This is a genomic window from Marinobacter sp. F4218, from assembly GCF_019443085.1.
Lineage (GTDB): Bacteria > Pseudomonadota > Gammaproteobacteria > Pseudomonadales > Oleiphilaceae > Marinobacter > Marinobacter albus.
This window is the reverse complement of the sequence record NZ_JAHZIL010000003.1, coordinates 1,119,024-1,137,137: the sequence shown is the minus strand read 5'-3', so window position 1 is coordinate 1,137,137 and position 18,114 is coordinate 1,119,024. Positions and strand designations below refer to the sequence as shown.

The window sequence follows — 18,114 nt, the reverse complement described above, 5'->3', positions numbered from 1 at the left end:
TTCGACAATGAATATAAGAAAATAGAGAAACGAATGAGCGACGAGAAAATCCTTGAGGGGCGTGAGTTGCAAAAACTGGTCTTGGGCGCCTTTACGGGCGGTGATGGCTGGATGATTTTCCAACAGGTAATGGTGAGCCATTCCGGGACCGGAGTTGCAAAGTTCTCGACCCAAGACCTTGGGGTCATTCGAGAAGCCAACAAGGATAACGTTCTGCGGTTTTCTAACCTGGATTTTCGAGAGTGCCGGGTAGACTTCTCCAATTGTGATTTTGGCGACGGCGATGTGGATTTTTCAGGCTGCGAATTTGGTGGTCCCGTGTCGTTCGAAGACGCTCATTTTGGAAATGGGGTTGTAGCATTCAAAGGTTCGAAGTTTGTTATTTACACCTCATTTAATAATGCGAACTTTGGTCACGGCAAAGTGGATTTCACCGGCACCCAATTTGTCGGAGAGGCAAAGTTTGACGACGCCGGATTTGGTGAAGGGACGGTCTGTTTCGATCGGGCCAAATTCGAGCGCGGAGTGAGTTTCAATAGCACTCGCTTTCAAGTTGGTTCGACGGTGAGTTTTAAAAAAGCGCGCTTCCAGACCCGGACTGAAATAACGGTTGGTAGTCGCGCCACGATAAATGAGGAGGGCAGGACCGACGAGGCAAGCCTGGACCTGAACTTTGATGAAGCTCAATTCGATGGCGGCCTTTTCTTGTTTGAAGTCCTTACTCCGGATCTAACGAAACTGAGTTTCCGGGGTGTCAATTTCAGGGTTTCAGAAATCCGGATGGACTTTCGGGATGCACCGCATCTCAAGCTAGTTAATTTCAACGAGAGCTCTTGGAAGGGAAAGACAGCATGTATAGAGCGGCTGATCATTGCCGACCATGGTTCGCTGCTTTTTGCTCGAACAAACATGCAGGAGCTGAAGGCTTTTTTGATGATGGGCTGCCGGGTACTGGACGGGTTCATCAGTTTCAGAGATGCGATCTTCCCGAAGAAGGGATATGCAAATCTTGTTTTCGATGATCTTGAGGCTGGTCAGCTTCAATTTGATGGTATTACCGCAGACGGGCAGCTTCGCATCGCTCAGGAAATAGATTCCGAAGGTGTTGGCGAGTTCAGTTTTAAAGGAGCTACCTTGCGTGGCTCTATGAACGTTGACCAGCTCCGATTTGGGCCAGTCCCGGATTTTACGGGAACAGAGTTCAGTAAACATCTAGGCCTGAGCAATCTCAGCTATCGTTTTGATCGCTGCCTTTTTCGCAAAAATCGTGATCCGAATGCGTCGGCAAAACTCCAACGACTCAAAGAGTTGGCTGAGAACAACCAGGATCATCGAACAGCCCTGCGTTGCCATGCGGATGAAATGCGAGCGCGTCGGTGGCAGACGCCTGGCTTCAAGGCCAGTGCGGCGGATAGTCTGGACTGGTTGTTCGACGCTTTCAGCAGGTATGGCCAATCCATTGCAGTGCCGTTTTTTGCATTACTTGCGTCCTGGATCGTGTTCGCAAAATGTTATTCGATTTGGGCGATTGAAGAGACTTGGAAGTGGGGGTTTTCCGCGGCGATGACTATCCCTTTTTTACCCTGGGCCGGATTAGTTCGTGAGAAGACGTTCGAACGGTTATTTGGGGATCCGAAAACTGCCGATTTGTCGGGTGTGTTTCTGACGATGGGCGCCCAAGGGGTTTGGTCGTTTGTGTTTTTGTTCCTGCTGGGCCTGGGCCTGCGCAACCGTTTTCGGATCTGATTGGTAGGGGGAGCGTGATGCCTGAGATTTACTCCTGGATGTTTCCAGCCGCCGACAACCTGGGCGTACCCTGCTAGGCATTTTTGGTGTAGTGTTCCCGGTGGTACCGAATAAACCTTCGCCCAATGTTATGTCTTGCAACGGCTTTCAGTTTTCCTGGGATACCAATTAGGCTCAAGTCGTCGTCAATCGTGAATCCACCGTTATCGAACATTACGTGATGGTTAGGGCAAAGGCAGAGCATGTTTTCTTCGATATCAGGCCCACCGTGTGGTGCACCTAGCGGCTGAATGTGGGCAGCCTCAGCGTATAATCCCGCTGAAGTACTAATCGCTAAGCCGCAGATTTGACACTGAGATGCGTGCCACGATTTGACGTTAAGTGCGCGCTGATAGTCCCGTACAATTCTGTTTACTGAAGACTGCTTTCTTTTTGGGGCGGCAGATTCTGATGGAGGCTCACCGATGAGATAGCTCGTGGCGCTTTTTTCGTCGGCAATGAGCCGGTAACGCCAAACATAGAAACCTGACTTTCCTTTCTCACACCAAAAGTCATCGACGAAGAAAAGGCCGCAATACCGATACCCGGACTTCGGGCTAAGTTCGTTCCGGTGTTTGAAACCTCGAGTTACCCTGATAGGAAGGCCCTCAATTTTGCTCCGAGCGAGAGCACGATTTCGACCTTTCAGTGCTTGGTCAGCCACTTGTTTTCCGTTTTTCTGACCACCAGACCCGGTGTAGATGATCACATCGCCGAAGTCCTCGTCATCCTCATAGCCCCCGGATAAAACTATTGAATCAGCGCCTTCGTGTTGAGAACCACTGATTCCCGCAACGGTGGGAGGATGTACGCCTGCTTCCGCTAACGCCTCCCGGGATTCGAATTCGTCACCCGGCTCCAAATCCGGAATATCACCAAAAACCCGCATCTATCTCCCTCTTGATAACGTCAAAAAAAGCGAAGTTGGTGGCGCCTTGTGGTCATCGGCGATAACCGCGAGCCTCTGGTCGGCAGCTCGTGCCACGTGGTCTTCTTAGCCACCGATTGATTGAGGAATCGCGGCTCGGTGAGTGATACCTAAAATTGGCCACCGCTAAGTAGCCATTTATTTTCGAATAGCACCCAAATCAGTACCCCGGGTTCGTTTTAGGCGTTCCCCGAACGTTGACTCCAGCAGAGTCTGGGTGACAATACAGTGCTGCGGTTAGAGGGTCCATCAGCAAGAATTTAACTCCTTGATACATGGGGTATTCATTGTCCTCATCTTCGAACCTCCATGTGACATTGTCGCGGAGATTATCCTCAAACTTGCTAAAGAGAAAGGTTTGGCCGGCACCATTATTTTCTTTCAGGAATTTGCCTGCGAGTTGCTCCAGGCGAGCTTGATAGAATCCCCGACATTATGACATCAGGTCACACCTGCAGATTTCCAGTATTCGGAGAGAAGATTGATAAATCGTTCTTTACTGCTTATTCCGTTTTGTTTCCGGTTCCACCATGGACAGGCCGGGTGATGAACACCGACGAAATCACGGCTTAGACGCTTACCGACGCTTCTTCTCGCCTTTGTTGATATAAAAACAACATGATCTGGCTGCAGCGCGTCAATTACCTCATTGATGGTAGCCACAGCAATATCGAAATCTTGCTTTGTAATCTTGATCGATGCACCTTGCTTCGCAGGCCTCTGGAAGGCGTTCACGAATGCCACTTGACGGAAAACACTGTCGCGCGCTGGCAGTCCTGCCTTGAGTAGGGCTGACTCAAGGTGCCGATAGATGGCGTGTCCAGGTTCTTTCCAGCCTCCCAGGGGTTTGTCGAGAATGTCTCTGGTGCATATCCACTTTTGCTCTTTGGGGCTGAGGTTAGTCTCCGTGCCTGAGTACCACGTATTTGCATCACCGTGTACGATGCTTTCCCTTGGGAGATAGTGGCTTTCTGCTATCAGCAATACTTTGGGTGTGCCGAGACCATAGTTCGTGCCGACAAAGGGTTTGAGTGATGGATAACGCTGATAGATACTGATCGTATCCAGTTTGTTGTCATATGTTTCCGTGTGGTACTTCATTCATCCAGTCCAGTGATTGGATAACGCCTCGGCCTGCTCCATGACCAGCTCAATCGCCTCTGGCGCTTGATCCGGCGGGTACTTGTAACGTTGCAACGTCCGCCGGACCAGAATTCGTAGCTTGGCCCGCACGCTCTCGCGCACCTGCCAATCCACGGTGGTGGATTGGCGCAGCTTGTTGGTAATCTCCACAGCAATTTTCTTCAGGATTTCGTCACCGAGCTCCCTTACGGCGCTTTCGTTGCTGGCCAAGGCATCGTAGAAAGCCACTTCGTCCTGGGTCAGGCCGAGGGCTGCGTCCCGCTCTATCTCGGCCTGGAACTGCTTTGCCATGGCGATCAGCTCTTCAATAACCTGTGCGGTTTCAATGCCCCGGTTGTTGTACTTGCGCAGCGTCTCCTGCAGGCGGTCTGCGTATCTCTTTTCCTGTACCACGTTGTTGCGTGTCTTGGCCTTGATGTCATCTTTCAGTAGCTTCTCCAGAAGCTCCACCGCGAAGTTCTTGTAGGGCATCTGCCGAACGTCTTCCAGAAACTCGTCAGAGAGCAGGCCGATGTTGGGGTTGTCCAAGCCGCACATTGCGAAAACATCGGTTACGCCACCGCCAACCAGCGCGTTGTCCAGAATCTGCTTCAGGGCGGTGTTCTTTTCTTCCTGGGTCAGTTTTTTGTCCACGCTGGTGAACTTGGTGATCGCGGTTTTCACCTGGGACAGGAACGCCACTTCTTTCTGCAGTGCCTGGGCTTCGTCCAACGTGGCGCACAGGGAGAAGGCTTTGTTCATGGCCAGCACGGTATCCAGGAAGCGCTTCTTGCCGTCTTCCAGGCCGAGAATGTAGTTCGCGGTGGGCACCAGAAGTCTGTGGGGCTCATTTTCGAAGCCACTGTAGTCAAAGCCCTTGCCTTGCCTACCGGGAGCAAACATACCGTGAATGATATCCAGCTTCTCCAACAGGATGGCGTAGGCTTCCTCGGCGCTATGGGTGGGTGAGCCCTTGCCCTTGGCGTCGGTGTAAGTTTTCAAGGCTTGCTTAAGCTCGTTGGCGATGCCGATGTAATCCACCACCAGCCCACCGGGTTTATCCTTGAACACGCGGTTTACCCGGGCAATGGCCTGCATGAGATTGTGGCCCTTCATGGGCTTGTCCACATACATGGTGTGGCAGCAGGGCGCATCGAACCCTGTCAGCCACATATCCCGCACGATAACCAATTTGAGCGGGTCGTCGGTGTCCTTGAAGCGCTTCTCGAACCGTTTCTTGGTTTGCTTGTTGTAAATGTGCGGTTGCAGCAGTGCCCGGTCAGAGGCCGAACCGGTCATGACAATCTTGATCGCGCCTTTGTCGGGGTCGTCGTTGTGCCACTCCGGGCGCAACGCGACAATTTCGTTATACAAGTGCACCGCAATTTCCCGGCTCATGGCCACGATCATAGCCTTGCCGCTGATGGTGCTGGAGCGGGTTTCATAGTGGTTAACCAGATCTTCTGCTACCTGTTTCAAACGCGGGCCCGCGCCCACCAGCTTCTCCAGCCGGCTCCATTCGCCCTTGGTTTTTTCTCGGGTGCCAACGTCTTCTTCGTCTTCAACCACTTCTTCGACCTGATCCGACAGTTCCTCGATCAAATCTTGGTTGATGTCCAGCTTGGCCAGTCGGGATTCATAGAAAATCGGAACGGTCGCGCCGTCGTTTACCGCATCCTGGATATCGTAGATGGAGACGTAATCGCCGAATACCGCCCGGGTGTCCTTGTCCTCGCTCTCGATGGGCGTGCCGGTAAAGCCAATGAACGAGGCATTGGGCAGGGCATCACGCATGTGGCGAGCGAAGCCAAACTTGTAGGTGCCGTCTTTTTTGAGAGTGGCTTTCAGGCCGTACTGGCTGCGGTGGGCTTCGTCTGAAATTACCACGATGTTGTGGCGGTCGTTCAGAACCGGGTGGCCGGATTCTTCGTTCAGCAGGGCGAACTTCTGCACCGTGGTGAATATTATTCCGCCGGACTCCCTTTCAGAAAGAAGCCGGCGCAAAGTATCTCGATCATCGGCCTGCACAGGTTCCTGTTTCAGCAGCTCCTGTGCGGCGCTGAACGTGGCAAATAGCTGGCCGTCCAGGTCGTTCCGGTCGGTGACCACAAGCAGGGTCGGGTTGTTCATCTCCGGCTGTTGCAGCAGCTTGCCAGCGTAGCAGCACATTGAAATGCTTTTGCCGGAGCCCTGGGTGTGCCAGACCACCCCGGCTTTTTTGCTTCCTGGCACCGCCTCATCGCCGTATGTGGCCACCTTGCCGTTTACGTCCGTTTGCTCCACATACTGTGAAGCTATCACGGTGGCTTTGACTGCCTCCCGAACCGCATGGAACTGATGATAGCCGGCGATCTTTTTGATCAGCTTGTCGGAATCCGTCTCGAAGATTACAAAGTAACGGATGTAATCCAGGAACAACTCCCGGTCGAAAAAGCCCCGTACCAGGGTTTCCAGCTGCCATTCCAGTAGGGGCTTGTCGTCCTCATGCTTGATGGTGCGCCAAGGCATGTAGCGTTCCTCGCTGGCAGTGAGAGAGCCCACCCGGGCCAGATAGCCATCACTGATAATGGCAGCCTCGTTATAGGCGAACAGGTCGGTCACTTCGTCTTTGTAGGTCTGGATCTGGTTGTAGGCATCCCAGATGTTCACGTTCTCGGCGCCCGGGCTTTTGAGTTCGAGCACGGCCAGTGGCAGGCCGTTGATAAAGCAGATTACATCCGGTCGGCGCAGTTGCTTGGAGCCTTCGAGCGTAAACTGGTTGATCGCACGGAACCGGTTGGCGGTCAGGTCGCTGAAATCCAGCAGAAAGGCTTGGTCGTGAACTACCTCGTCGTCGCGCTTGTATTCAACAGGTACCCCGTCAAGCAACAGGCGGTGGAAAGCCCTGTTGCTGATCACCACATCCAGGCTTTCCGGTTTGCGTACCATCGTCATGGCCTGTTCAACGGCGCTTTGGGGCAGGTGCGGGTTGATGAGGCGAATGGCCGCTTCAAGATCCGCCAGCAACAACACCTGCCGGTAATCGGCCCGCTCCGGGGCCTCGCCGTCCGGTGCCAAGTCCGGTCCGTGGGCGATTTCCCATCCGCCTTCGACGAACCACTCCAGGCATTGTTGTTCCAGTTGATCTTCCGTCATTGCTATGTCCTTGTCGCCGAGTAACCTGCTCAAGCCCAGCCGTTTTTGTTTTATCCTTCCTGCTCGGCCTGTTATTTCACGATGTTCGCGGTTTTAAGCTCATGTTTGATCTTTTCCAATGGCCCGCTCAGGGCTTTTTCAAGCCGGGCCATGTGCTCAACCAGCCACGCAATCATTTCTGGCCAGTTGGCTTCGTCGTAGCCATCCACAGGCTTGTTGAACTGAATCCGGCATGCTTTTTGGTCGGAAAGTCGTTTCCATATCAATGCATTACAAAAGTCCGCTTCGATCTTCTCTTTTTTGGCCTCTAAGCGGTCGAACACGAACTTGTTTGCCTCGGCCTGGGAGCGTTGCATGGAAAATTCCACGCGTACCTCGTTCTTCCCGAAGATGAGACTGAACACCATGCCCGAGAGGCCAGAACCGGCGGATAGCCAGTGATCTTTGCCGGGGCTGACATTGTTGTAGAGGTTGCAGCTGCTCTGGCTGAATGCCTCCAGTGCCTGCTCCCAAAATTCTAGCCGCAGCCTGTGGCTTTGCCTCTGCTCGTTACTCGCGCTTTTTTCCTCGGCTTCTTTCGCCATCATGCCGATCATAAAGTCCGAGGCTTCAGGGGTAGGGATGATCTGTTCCACGTTCAGGAACAGCTCGGTACCGGTCTGGTAGGGCGTGACCTTAAAACACTGGCAGTTCACGCCGAACTGGCTCAGCCATAGCACGGTGTTGGTTACTTCCTTGCGGTATTGGGCGGCCACCAGAATCAGGCGCTGGCTTTTCAGGGAGTTGAGCTGTATGGATTGCAGATCATCTGCCTGGAGGAACTCGAGCAGCACGCTTTCTGCATCGGCTGGCTCGGCACCTTCGTTCTGGGCCTTCTGGTTTAGGTATCGCTGGAAGATTTCCACCACCTGCTGTTTCTTCAGGTTGGCGCAGTAGCTGGCGTACTTGAGGGCCTGCCACACCACATCCCGGCCGCTGTCATCGAGTTTATTCTCGATGATGACCAGGTTGCCATCCTGGTCGATGGCCAGCAGATCGAGCCGCTCGCGGGTGTCATCGAAGCCGTCGAATTCCTTCTGGATGATCAGCAGCTCCTCGCCGTCGCCCTGGGCCAACGCCTGAGGGTAGTTCTCCAGCCATTCCTGCAGGTGCTTGCGCTCGGTGAAGCCCAGGTCGCTGAAGCGCTTGACCTCCAGAGGGTTGATGCGGTTGGAGGTTGGGTCGATCTTAAACATCGGCTGCTTCCTTGGCCTCCGTTATTTGATCCTCAGAATCTGTGATGGTGAGTTCGCCGGACAGTAGTTTTGGGAGAAGAGTGTCGCGGGCAGCCGTCAGGGATTCCGCCTCCTCGCTATTCACTCTGATAAGCTCATCTATCCCGCCCACAGCTCTTTTGAAGGCTGATAACGCTTCGCGTGTGGGGGCAACAACCGGAATGGCCTTCAAATTCTTCTGGTTGATAGAACCAAACACGGTACCTTCCGAATCAAATGACGATAGTTCGTGGCCGAGTTGAATAACTGAATAGTAGGTGAACGATGAACACCCCGACTTATGCCGGAGTGCGGCTAACCCTCGCCCGATACAGCAGTCAGTCAATGCTACGTTAGTGTCCCCAACGGGTGCCCGTACACTCAGAAGTGTATCTGCTTCATTTGCCAATCGTTTTGGCGCTGTGCAGTACACGCGATTACTGGGGAACCTTTCGCCGAAGTCCCTGCGACCCTGGAAAAACGGTGCTCCATCGCCTGCTTCGTTATAGGTATCGCCGGGTGGAGACTGGCCCATAGTCACATCAAATTCTTGGCCGACTGTTGATGGTTTCCACCCCTCCGGGATTTCTCCCGACTCACCATCCTGCATAGCCGACGGAAACAGCTCGGCGGTGGCGCGGAGTTCGGTGTAGTACTCGGGCTGTTCAGTATGGAGGTGGGCTAGCTGGGCTTCTTCTTTGCCAGAAATGGCCTGCATCGCGGCAAGCAGGGCATCGTCATCGCTGCCACCGGCTTCCAGTGCAGCGATCTTGGCTATGACCGGCTCGAAATCGACAAACCAGCTTTTGAAGATGGCCTGGGCGATCTGTTCGAGGGTTTGGTTGATTTGGTGGTTTAGCTGGATTTTGTCATCGAGGTCTTTAACCACCTTGACTATCCTTTCCTGCTCATTTCGATCAGGAATGATTATTGAAAGTTTCTTGGCGGCACCAACGTTGAAGTGCTGTTGAACTGCGCCTACCAGTTGTGAATTGATCTGGTGGTTGGCAACAGAGTTGAGGTAATAGCTCAGAAAATAGGCTGACAGAAGTTGTGGGTTAACCCGCATTATGACTAAGTCTGAACAGTTGGCCTCATCGATATAATCGGGAATCACGCAGGCTGTGCCGGGTTTCCCCGTGCGAACAACAGCAACGTCTCCCGGTCGTAACGTAGATTTTTTGAGCTTTTCGTGGAAGCTCTGGGATATGTATTTAACATCGTCCCAATCAATACGATACTCACGAATATTCTTGGACCGAAAAAACGGAATTCCGCTATCTCGATACTCATTTGTCATCGAGCCGACGTGGCCGACCGTGATCTCCGCGCAAAGATCCCCCAAAGAATATTCCACCCATTTAGCAGGCATAACCCAGCCCCTCAAGATTCCGCTTGATCTCTGCCTCCAACCGGTCACTCTCAGCAAACTGCTCCCGCAACTGCCCAGTCAATCGCGCCATCTTCTCAGCAAACGGCTCTCCGTCGTCTTCTTGCTCCTGCGCACCCACGTAGCGCCCCGGCGTCAGGACAAAATCATGCTTTTTGATCTCGTCCAGGCTGGCAGATTTGCAGAAGCCGGCGACATCCTGGTAGTTCTCCCCGCGCTGCCAGGCATGGAAGGTATCGGCGATCCTGGCGATGTCCTCATTGGTAAAGTCTCGCAGTACCCGATCCCGCATAAAGCCCAGGTTGCGGGCATCGATGAACAGGAACTCGGCCCGGCGGTCGCGTTTCTTCTCGTTGCGCACCATGCCGTTTGCTTTGTCCCGGGTCAGGAACCAGATACAGGCGGGAATCTGGGTATTGGTGAACAGCTGGCCGGGCAGGGCGACCATGCATTCCACCAGGTCTTCTTCCACCAGGCGCTTTCGTATGTCGCCTTCGGTGTTGGTGTTGGAGCTCATGGAACCATTGGCCAGCAGCAGGGCCATACTGCCAGTAGGCGCCAAGTGGTAGAGCATGTGCTGCATCCACGCGAAGTTTGCGTTGCCCTTGGGCGGGGTGCCGTATTTCCAACGGCTGTCTTCGGCCAGGGATTCGCTCCACCAATCCTTCATGTTGAAAGGCGGGTTGGCCATCACGAAGTCGGCGCGCAGGTCCGGGTGTTGATCGTCCAAGAAAGTGTCGGCGTTTTTCTTGCCAAAGTTGAAGTCGATGCCCCGGATGGCCATGTTCATGGCGGCCAAACGCCAGGTGGTGGGGTTGGACTCCTGGCCATATACGGAGATGTGCTTCTTCTGCTCGCTGGCGTCGTAGTGCTGCTCTTTGGCGTGTTTTTCGATGAACTTGTCGCTGGAGACGAAGAAACCGCCGGAGCCCATGGCCGGGTCGTAGACGCGGCCGGAGTAAGGTTCGAGCATTTCCACGATCAGGGTGACGATGCTCTTTGGGGTGTAATACTGGCCACCCTGCTTGCCTTCGGCTAGGGCGAACTGGCCCAGGAAGTATTCGTACACGTGGCCGAGGACGTCCTTGCTGTGCAGGCTCAGCTTCTCGCCGTCGAACACAGGCTTGGTGAAGGAGGTGTCCGAAAAGGTGTTGATCAGACCCAGCAGCTTGTCGTTCTCCAGTAGGTACTGGCTGATGCGGTTAAGAATGCCCTTGAGCTTGGCGTTGTTCTTCTCGATCTCTTCCAGGGCGTTGTCGATCAGCCAAGAGACGGACCGTAACTTTACGTCGTTACCGGCATGGTCTTGCCAGAGCACGGTGCCTACTGGCAGCACGGCCTTTTCTTTCAGGGTGCTCCAGCGGGCGGGTTTGGGTACCCAGAACACGTTGGCTTCGCGGTAGTAATCCAGCACTTCCAGTTCTTCTGCCAGCGCTTGCTGGTATTCTTCGTCGCTGTCGAAGTCGTCCCGGGGCAGGTAGTAGATGTTGCCGTCGCTGTCAGTTTTGAAAAGCTCCAGCAGTTCTTCCTGGCGTTCCTCGAACGCATCGGACACGTACTTCAGGAAGATCAGGCCCAACACCACATGCTTGTAGTTGGCGGCGTCCAGATTCGCGCGCAGCTTGTCAGCGGCTTTCCATAGTTTGTCGTCCAGGGCTTTGAGGAATTGCTGTTCCGTGTTGTTCATTCGTAGGTCGTTCCCGTATGAGACGTTGCTGCTTTTTTCTCTCTTAAAGAATAAAGGCACAGTCCGATATGGTGTGTCGGTCCGTGCCTTTAGTTGTTCCGAGGTGCTTCGGGCAATACCTGGAGTGTATTGCTTGCTACCACTCATGATGAGTTTGTTTTACGTCACTTGTTGGGCCAAGGCAAGCCAGCGGCTAGGTTTTGAATTTCCAGAGACTGTTCGTAAGCGCTGTGATAATCCTGACGCAACCGCTGTCCTTCTGGACAATATCTGCACCTCGGGGCATAACATCGCTGACAGGCCATCAGATGATTGATAAGTGCATCATGAGTGAGTTTTCGTGCCTGAATCCGTTTGACGTGCTTAGGGTGGCTATCTGGAGGCTTGGTGGGCGTAGGTTGATCATCCGTCAAACGTTTGCCGTCTGACCGCATAAGCTTGAAGTAGGCTGTCAGGTCAGCTTGGCTGTACTCGCCGAGGGATATGGCTTCCATGTCGTCTGTGTCCAGAAGGGCGCCCAGGCAGGCGGGACTGGCGTGGAGAGTTTGAGCTATGTCCAACAGAACCGTGTCAGGATCGAGCGGCTCGGGTTTCCGGTTTATTCGCTCCAATTTTTTCCGGGAACATAGTGAACGTAGGGAACATGATTGTTCTGTAACAGTATTTTTCGTTCCCTCTGCCGTTTTTGTCCAGGGAACAGGGGAACCATTCCTTATGCCCAGGGTAAGGAGGAGGCTGGTAATACTCATTCGTCCGCCCCCGCTTTTGGTCTAACCCAGTACAGGCCAACGGTGTCATTCCCTATGCGGGTTTTTTTCGATTTCTTCCCGGTGTCGTGGTCAACGATCCACCCGGCGCGCTCGAGCGCGGCCAGAATCCTTTTGAGATCGAAGCCGCTGGCGGCCTCTTTCAATGCATGACTGAAGAATAGGTAGACCCGCCCTAGAGCTTGGTCGACGCGGAATCCGGCCCTGTCTCTCATGACTTGGCCCACCTCTGGTGTGTCTTTTGGCACGAAGCGGGCGCTGCCGTGTTTGGCGATAAACTCTCGTATGCCGGCGAGTATCTGTTCGTCTTCGTTCTGGCTCGATCCTCGGTTTTCTCGCCAGGTTTCGAACATTTCCAAGGAGACCGAGATAGCATCCCCGGATACCCAGCCTGTCAGCCCATAGTGAGTGGCCAACTCCCCGGCCATGGCAATCAGGGCAAAGGTGGCCGCGGCCCGCGACTCAAGACCATCGCGACCAGTGAACTCCTCGGCCTTCATGAGCTGAGCATACTGGTCCTTCAAGTCCCTCGTATCGTCAAGCAGCTCCGCCACAAAGGCAGGGCCCGTATGTCCGTGATTCTGGTTCGCGGCCTGCTTTAAGTAGTCCGCCAGCGCACGGGGCGATTCGTGGTTGTGCAGGTGGTCGAATAAGCCGTATTGGCGAGAGGTGGCCGGAATGTCCAGTAGCCGAGCCCCTTGGCCGGCCTTCACTTTTTGGTTGGCTTCACCCATGTGCGCGTTCAGAGTCCGCTCTCCGCTGGATAGGAGCATAATTCGCCAGTGCTGTGACTCTCTGGCCCCACCAGTTCGTTGAGCGCGCTGTTTTCCCTGGCCATTCGCCAGGGCATACACCATCTTCCCGATTTCGTTAGGGTTGCTCTCACTAATTTCGTCCAGGGGCAGCAGCGTGTCGTTGCGGGCGGCGGCAGTGGCTTCGAGGCCATTGCCGGTTCCACGCCACGTCATTACATAGCCCGGGCTCCCCCAAACGCTGGCAGCGACTTGAAGTGCCGTTGTTTTGCCCTTTGATGAATCGCCTACAAGGTGCAGTCCCGCGCCTCCGGTCTCCTTCTGGGCAACCACCTTCAGCAGTGGCGCAGATAATGCGCAAGACACCGCCAGGATCAGCAGAGGGTTGTCTTTGCAGAGTACGCTCACGTTTTCCCGCCAGCCTTCCAAGGTGCCCCGCTCCAGGTAGGCATCGTGGGCGGCGTGTTCAGACTGGAAGCGGTAGCTGTCTTCCCCGATGGTCCGGCCTGGCAGTACAAAAGCTGTGTTGTCACGGTTCCAGCCGGTTCGAGTCGCCGCGATGACCCGAGTGGGCGGGTACTGCTCCATCATCCATTCACAGAGCAGTCGTTGTGCCTTCGGGTTGATCCTGGCGCCGTTGTCTAGCAGTTCGCCGCGAAGTTCTTCGCCGCTTCCTTTTAGCATGTGCAGCGGTGCAGCCCATTCTTTAACCCCACCTTGTGAGTCCCAAAAGCGAAGCATCAACCCGTAGCCGCGACCGATCTCGTCCCGGGTTTCTGCCACCGCTTCAAGTGGGGTACTTATCCACGTATCCACCGGCTCTGCTTCATTGTTCCCCCTGGAAGTGGTTTTGCCATGCCAATAGAGTCCAGGCTTGAAATGCGTTCCGTTGAGGATGAACTCGTTGAGGTGGTTCTCGAAAGATGGGCGACTGATGTCGAGCTCTGTAAGTTGCTCGGGTTGCTGCTCTTCGAAATATCGGGGGGGCGGCTGGGCATCTACAGGTGAGCTGCTCGTTCCCTCAGTTCTCCCTGTCTGGCTGGACGGGAGAACGCTGGAGTCGGAATTTTTATGGGTTGTTCCCTCTGTTCCCTCTGTTCGCTGGGCATCATGCGCGTCCTGTTTCATTGCCGCCCCCTCATCCAGTTTTGCAGGTCGTTGAAATCGGAAAGATCAAGCGGAGCATTTGGTGGCCACTCAGGTAGTGCAAGCCTGGCTCTGGCTGCCAGCGCTGCCGCCCGAGCGGCTGTCGCGCCTGGGTTGCCTAATGTCAGGCGATCATCGTCTCCGCAAACAATCAGGTCGGCATTAGGCCAGCGGTTACGGGCACCGGTGGCTACTGTTTTGAGGTTGAAGCAATCTATGGCGGCCAGTACCAGGGCGGTTGGGTCAAGTTCCGCCAAGGTGCAGCCAGTCGAAAAGCCTTCGCATATCAAAACGCGGGTTGGGTAGTACGGGCCGCTCACCACAATGAAATGTCCGGTTTTCTGTCCGCCGGCCATAAGGCGCTTGTTACCAGCCGCGTCGATGGTTTGAAGGCTCCACGCCTTACCGGTGAAATCGGTCAGCAGTAGCACGAGGTTTCCGGCCTGCTCGCGGGCGCTGAAAGGCTTTATATTTTTGCCCAATAGGTAGGGGTGGTTGGGCTCAGCCGGGGTACAGGAGTGCCAGATACGGGCAGCTGCGGCGGCTGTGCGCTCCCATTGGCAGGCCCGTTCTGACTCTCTCGCCTGGCGAGCTTCCTTCAGCCGCCGTTGAAGTTTTCGTTGCTCAGCTTGGCTTAGGCTGTCTGCGGTACCGGCGACCCACTTTGTTTCGGCTCCGGTGCTCCAGTCACCCGCCAGCAAAACAAATGGCAGGCCACGATCATGGTAGGCGATTATCCAGCCGTTTCTGTGGTGAGGTTTACCGGCTGTGGCGAAGCGGAACACCCGATCCTTTGCGCTGCTCAAGTATGACCCGAGGGCGTCAGGGTGGGCGAGTTCTATCCCTGCCGCCAGTAAGGTCGTGCGGATGTCTTCAATCCGTTCAGCGTAGCTGTCGAGTGTGCTGTGGCACTTATGATCTCCTCTGTGTTCGTAGGACTGAGCTTTGGTATGCTGGCGCTGGGCTTGGCGCTTTGCTGCTTCGGTGGCAGGCGCTTTTTTCATGCCTGCCCCCCTTCCATGCGGTCTGCAATCCATTGACGGATGACCGACTCCGGCCACGCTACGGCTCGGGCTCCGATTCTTACTGGCCTAGGGAATGTTCCATTGGCTATACCTTCATAGATTGCACTGCGACTTCGGCCGGTAATGGACTCGACTTCAGGTCGGCGAAGCATGCGGTCGATGTGTGACTGGGTGGTTTCTGGAGATTGCGAAAGTCCGGTCATTTAGGATTACCCCTTTGTTCCCGTTAGGTGGGGGTTAATCCTCTGATGACCGAAGAGTCGGAAATAGCTGAATGGTTTAAGTCAAAATGTGAAAGGTCGGCCAAAAGCCCCGTGATTACTGGCCCGAAATGGTTAAAGCATTCTTCAGCTCAATTGGGCCTGCGGCCTGAAGGGGCCCAATCGGGACGGATCATTGTTGCGATGGCGTCGGCTAAGTTTTTTGAGGGACCCACGGGGTGCTCCACGAGCCAGAGTGACACTTCGGCGTTTGATGGGTATTGATGGCCATCGTTGAGGCGCCGGCCCCTCCAGAATTTCCGCCAAGCGAGACCTGCCAGGTCAAAATAGGGTAGTTCCGCCAAGCTGTCGTAAAGTGCGCGGAAATCACTGGGTAGGGTTTTCAGCTGGTTGGCGGGTTCATCCTCAGTAGTTTCTGGTTCGCTCAATGAATCGGCAAAGCGTTGAAGTTCTTCACGACGAATGACCAGTTGCTCACGTTCCGGGAGGTGTATATTTGGCAAGTACCTGGTGTCGTCCGGTTCTGCATCGGCAGGAACGCTGAAAAGAGCATACGTTCCATCTGAGGTTGATGGGCCTTCACATGGCTTGCACAGATGGGCCCATTGATTGGTTGATGGCTGTTTGAGCATGATCCCGTAGCATCGCACTGAAGGAAAAAAGACAGTGCCGTCGCCTAGGAGCATGTTCTTTATTTCTATACGCTCCGTGCCCAGCATAGAAAGATCCCACAGGCCGCTGATGCGTCGAGGGGGGGCGGATTCATACTCCAGAACCCCGCTGTAGCCCGGCAGGACGTCTTCTTTAAATCCGACCGTGTAGTCGATCGGCGCATTGCCCGCCGTCTGACGCGCCACTTGGTTTAAGATGAAAGCAGTTTGTTCGGCGGTATCGTCGGTCGCGTGATCAATTTGCTGCACTCTCTCCGTAAAGGCTGTGAGGAAGGCCTGTTTTTCACTGCCCTGCATTTCTTCCAATTCGGGGTCAGATCCCGTCGCTGGTGCTCGTATTTTTAGAAGCGTCGCGTCATGTAATGGGCGTTTAACCCCAACGAAGGCAAGACACCTGTTCTCAAGCTTCATCGACAGGATGAGGAGGCCCTTCAATGAAAGCTCCAGAAGGTCTCTGGTTGTGACCTCTTCGTTGAGCAGTATGGACAGGCACTTGGCTGCTTCCTCCAGGGCTAAACTCTCTTTTAGTTTCCAAAGCTTGGGTGACATTGCATCTCCTACTGCAGCGTAAAAGGATTGAGGTCAGTCGGGTAGGATGACCGTTGCCGTGTGGGCCGGTACGGGGCCGGTCTAAATTGTTTCGGGCCTGGGCGCTTGGTAAGTTGCTGATGCGTTCTCATCTTGCTTTTTCAGATCATCAAGGTAGTCGGCCCAGGACTGCATCATGGTCCGGCGTTCCGGCAGCCACGTGGTGCGGTTATAGGCTCTGCCGTGAACGTCTCTTACGCGATGAGCCAGCTGCATTTCGATGATTTCAGTTTTGAATCCCAGGCGTTCGGCCAGCACGGTTCTGGCCATTGCACGAAACCCGTGCGGGGTCATGACGTCGCGCTGCTCCAAGCGTTTCAGCGCGGAGTTCACGGCATTGTCACTCATGGGTCGCTTCCGGCTATGGCCGTTCGGAAACACCCATTCGGACCTGCCGTTGATCTGCTGGAGCTGTCGTAGCAGTTCAATGACCTGACGGGCCAGGGGGACGATGAAGGCTTCGCCGTTTTTCGTTTTTTCTCGTGCCCATATGGCGTCTTCCCAATCAATCTCGTCCCAGCGCATGGTGCGAAGATCGCCGGGGCGCAGAAACACGTAGGGCGAAATTTTCAGGGCCAGGTACACCGTCGGCGTGCCCCAGTAGCTGTCGAACAGGATTAAGAGCTTGGCTATTTCCTCGGGGGTGACGATGGCGGCGTGATGCTTCGGCTTCGGCGGGGGGAGGATGCCACGAAGGTCGGCGGTGACGTCGCGCTTGGCCCGACCTGTGCTGACGGCGTAGCGAAACACTTGGCCGATGAGGGTCTTCACCCGGTGGGCGCTGTCCAGGTGCCCCGTCTTTTCGATGTCCCGCAGGACCGTTAGGACGTCGGGTGGCTCAATCTCGGATACCGGTACGCGGCCCAGCTTGGGGTAGGCGTACATCTCCAGGCGACGTTCGTTTCTGCCGGATGTAGACTCGCCGACCGATTTCTTGTGCACGTGCTCCAGCCATTCCAGCGCCACGGTTTTGAAGGTGTTGGCCGCGGCCTCGACTCGCTGTCTTCGGTTGGTGTTTCGGAAGGTAATTGGGTCGATCCCTTCCGCCAACAGGCGCTTGGCCTCATCACGTCTGGTGCGGGCCTGCTTCAGGGGGACGTCCGGGTATACGCCCAACGCCAGCAATTTCTCTTTGCCGCCAAAGCGGTATTTCATCCGCCAATACCGACCGGCCTGCTGAACATCCAGGTACAATCCGCCGCCATCGGCCAACTTGGTCCGTTTGCCATACTTGTCGAAGCGAGCGTGCTTGACGGTGTTTTCGGTCAGCTTGTTCACGGTTCTGCCCACGGCCCAATCTCCACGCTGGAGGTGTGGCTTGGGGGTATCTGATTCCCTGATCCCCAAAGTACCCCCAAAGATACCCCGAAGTGATTCGGGATTCTAGCGGAAGAGTCGAGAACTGTGAGGAAGGGGGCATACGAAAAAAGCCCCGTAAAACGGGGCTTTTCGAGGGTTTTTGAATTCCGGGGTGGTCCCGGGAATTCTGAAGTTGGTGGAGACGGCGGGAATTGAACCCGATGTTTCAGGGTTTCAAAGCAACACAGAAAACCACAATTACCTTTGGAACAGCTACTTATAAAAATCCATTCCCACTGATAACCACACATCAGCACAACCCCGTTGACACTTTGTTGACACCTG

General features: G+C 54.7%; 13 protein-coding genes. 1 reads left to right on the top strand and 12 read right to left on the bottom strand.

Annotation, left to right across the window (positions count from 1 at the left end; genetic code table 11):
- Positions 1-33: 33 nt before the first annotated feature.
- The gene (locus K0B93_RS09220) at positions 34-1,746 is read left to right on the top strand and encodes a pentapeptide repeat-containing protein (protein ID WP_219866930.1); all 1,713 of its coding nucleotides are present in this window, start codon (positions 34-36) and stop codon (positions 1,744-1,746) included.
- A 73-nt stretch (positions 1,747-1,819) separates the two neighbouring features.
- On the opposite strand, the gene K0B93_RS09215 is transcribed toward K0B93_RS09220, so the two are convergent.
- From K0B93_RS09215 to K0B93_RS09160, 12 genes are all read right to left on the bottom strand, one after another.
- Entirely contained in the window at positions 1,820-2,674 is an 855-nt protein-coding gene (locus K0B93_RS09215) for a YDG/SRA domain-containing protein (protein WP_219866929.1), read from the bottom strand.
- A 480-nt stretch (positions 2,675-3,154) separates the two neighbouring features.
- Positions 3,155-3,814, bottom strand: coding sequence for a hypothetical protein (locus tag K0B93_RS09210; RefSeq protein ID WP_219866928.1), 660 nt, complete (start codon positions 3,812-3,814; stop codon positions 3,155-3,157).
- Positions 3,815-6,970: a type I restriction endonuclease subunit R gene (locus K0B93_RS09205; protein ID WP_219866927.1), complete on the bottom strand. Its 3,156-nt coding sequence runs from the start codon at positions 6,968-6,970 to the stop codon at positions 3,815-3,817.
- A 71-nt stretch (positions 6,971-7,041) separates the two neighbouring features.
- On the bottom strand, positions 7,042-8,205 hold the full coding sequence (locus tag K0B93_RS09200; protein ID WP_219866926.1) for a DUF4268 domain-containing protein: 1,164 nt from the start codon (positions 8,203-8,205) through the stop codon (positions 7,042-7,044).
- On the bottom strand, positions 8,198-9,595 hold the full coding sequence (locus K0B93_RS09195; protein ID WP_219866925.1) for a restriction endonuclease subunit S: 1,398 nt from the start codon (positions 9,593-9,595) through the stop codon (positions 8,198-8,200). Before K0B93_RS09195 ends, K0B93_RS09200 begins: the two co-directional genes overlap by 8 nt.
- Entirely contained in the window at positions 9,585-11,300 is a 1,716-nt protein-coding gene (locus tag K0B93_RS09190; protein WP_219866924.1) for a type I restriction-modification system subunit M, read from the bottom strand. The genes K0B93_RS09195 and K0B93_RS09190 overlap by 11 nt, the downstream gene beginning before the upstream one ends.
- A 164-nt stretch (positions 11,301-11,464) precedes the next feature.
- Positions 11,465-11,794, bottom strand: a complete 330-nt coding sequence (locus tag K0B93_RS09185; RefSeq protein ID WP_219866923.1) for a hypothetical protein — start codon at positions 11,792-11,794, stop codon at positions 11,465-11,467.
- Positions 11,795-12,045: 251 nt separating this feature from the next.
- Entirely contained in the window at positions 12,046-13,947 is a 1,902-nt protein-coding gene (locus tag K0B93_RS09180) for a DUF927 domain-containing protein (protein ID WP_219866922.1), read from the bottom strand.
- On the bottom strand, positions 13,944-14,969 hold the full coding sequence (locus K0B93_RS09175) for a toprim domain-containing protein (protein ID WP_219866921.1): 1,026 nt from the start codon (positions 14,967-14,969) through the stop codon (positions 13,944-13,946). Before K0B93_RS09175 ends, K0B93_RS09180 begins: the two co-directional genes overlap by 4 nt.
- A complete protein-coding gene (locus tag K0B93_RS09170; protein ID WP_416383206.1) occupies positions 14,966-15,142 on the bottom strand; it encodes a helix-turn-helix transcriptional regulator in 177 nt (58 codons plus the stop codon). Before K0B93_RS09170 ends, K0B93_RS09175 begins: the two co-directional genes overlap by 4 nt.
- Before the next feature lie 200 nt (positions 15,143-15,342).
- A complete protein-coding gene (locus tag K0B93_RS09165) occupies positions 15,343-16,431 on the bottom strand; it encodes a hypothetical protein (protein ID WP_219866919.1) in 1,089 nt (362 codons plus the stop codon).
- Positions 16,432-16,512: 81 nt separating this feature from the next.
- Positions 16,513-17,760 (bottom strand): tyrosine-type recombinase/integrase, encoded by a 1,248-nt coding sequence (locus K0B93_RS09160; protein WP_219866918.1) that lies wholly within the window; start codon positions 17,758-17,760, stop codon positions 16,513-16,515.
- Positions 17,761-18,114 lie beyond the last annotated feature (354 nt).

Bases quoted from the DNA above. Each gene is read 5' to 3' on its own strand.
- K0B93_RS09165 (WP_219866919.1), bottom strand. From the start codon at position 16,431: ATGTCACCCAAGCTTTGGAAACTAAAAGAGAGTTTAGCCCTGGAGGAA.
- K0B93_RS09175 (WP_219866921.1), bottom strand. From the start codon at position 14,969: ATGAAAAAAGCGCCTGCCACCGAAGCAGCAAAGCGCCAAGCCCAGCGC.
- K0B93_RS09200 (WP_219866926.1), bottom strand. From the start codon at position 8,205: ATGTTTAAGATCGACCCAACCTCCAACCGCATCAACCCTCTGGAGGTC.
- K0B93_RS09220 (WP_219866930.1), top strand. From the start codon at position 34: ATGAGCGACGAGAAAATCCTTGAGGGGCGTGAGTTGCAAAAACTGGTC.
- K0B93_RS09195 (WP_219866925.1), bottom strand. From the start codon at position 9,595: ATGCCTGCTAAATGGGTGGAATATTCTTTGGGGGATCTTTGCGCGGAG.
- K0B93_RS09210 (WP_219866928.1), bottom strand. From the start codon at position 3,814: ATGAAGTACCACACGGAAACATATGACAACAAACTGGATACGATCAGT.
- K0B93_RS09180 (WP_219866922.1), bottom strand. From the start codon at position 13,947: ATGAAACAGGACGCGCATGATGCCCAGCGAACAGAGGGAACAGAGGGA.
- K0B93_RS09185 (WP_219866923.1), bottom strand. From the start codon at position 11,794: ATGGAAGCCATATCCCTCGGCGAGTACAGCCAAGCTGACCTGACAGCC.
- K0B93_RS09190 (WP_219866924.1), bottom strand. From the start codon at position 11,300: ATGAACAACACGGAACAGCAATTCCTCAAAGCCCTGGACGACAAACTA.
- K0B93_RS09205 (WP_219866927.1), bottom strand. From the start codon at position 6,970: ATGACGGAAGATCAACTGGAACAACAATGCCTGGAGTGGTTCGTCGAA.
- K0B93_RS09170 (WP_416383206.1), bottom strand. From the start codon at position 15,142: ATGCTTCGCCGACCTGAAGTCGAGTCCATTACCGGCCGAAGTCGCAGT.
- K0B93_RS09215 (WP_219866929.1), bottom strand. From the start codon at position 2,674: ATGCGGGTTTTTGGTGATATTCCGGATTTGGAGCCGGGTGACGAATTC.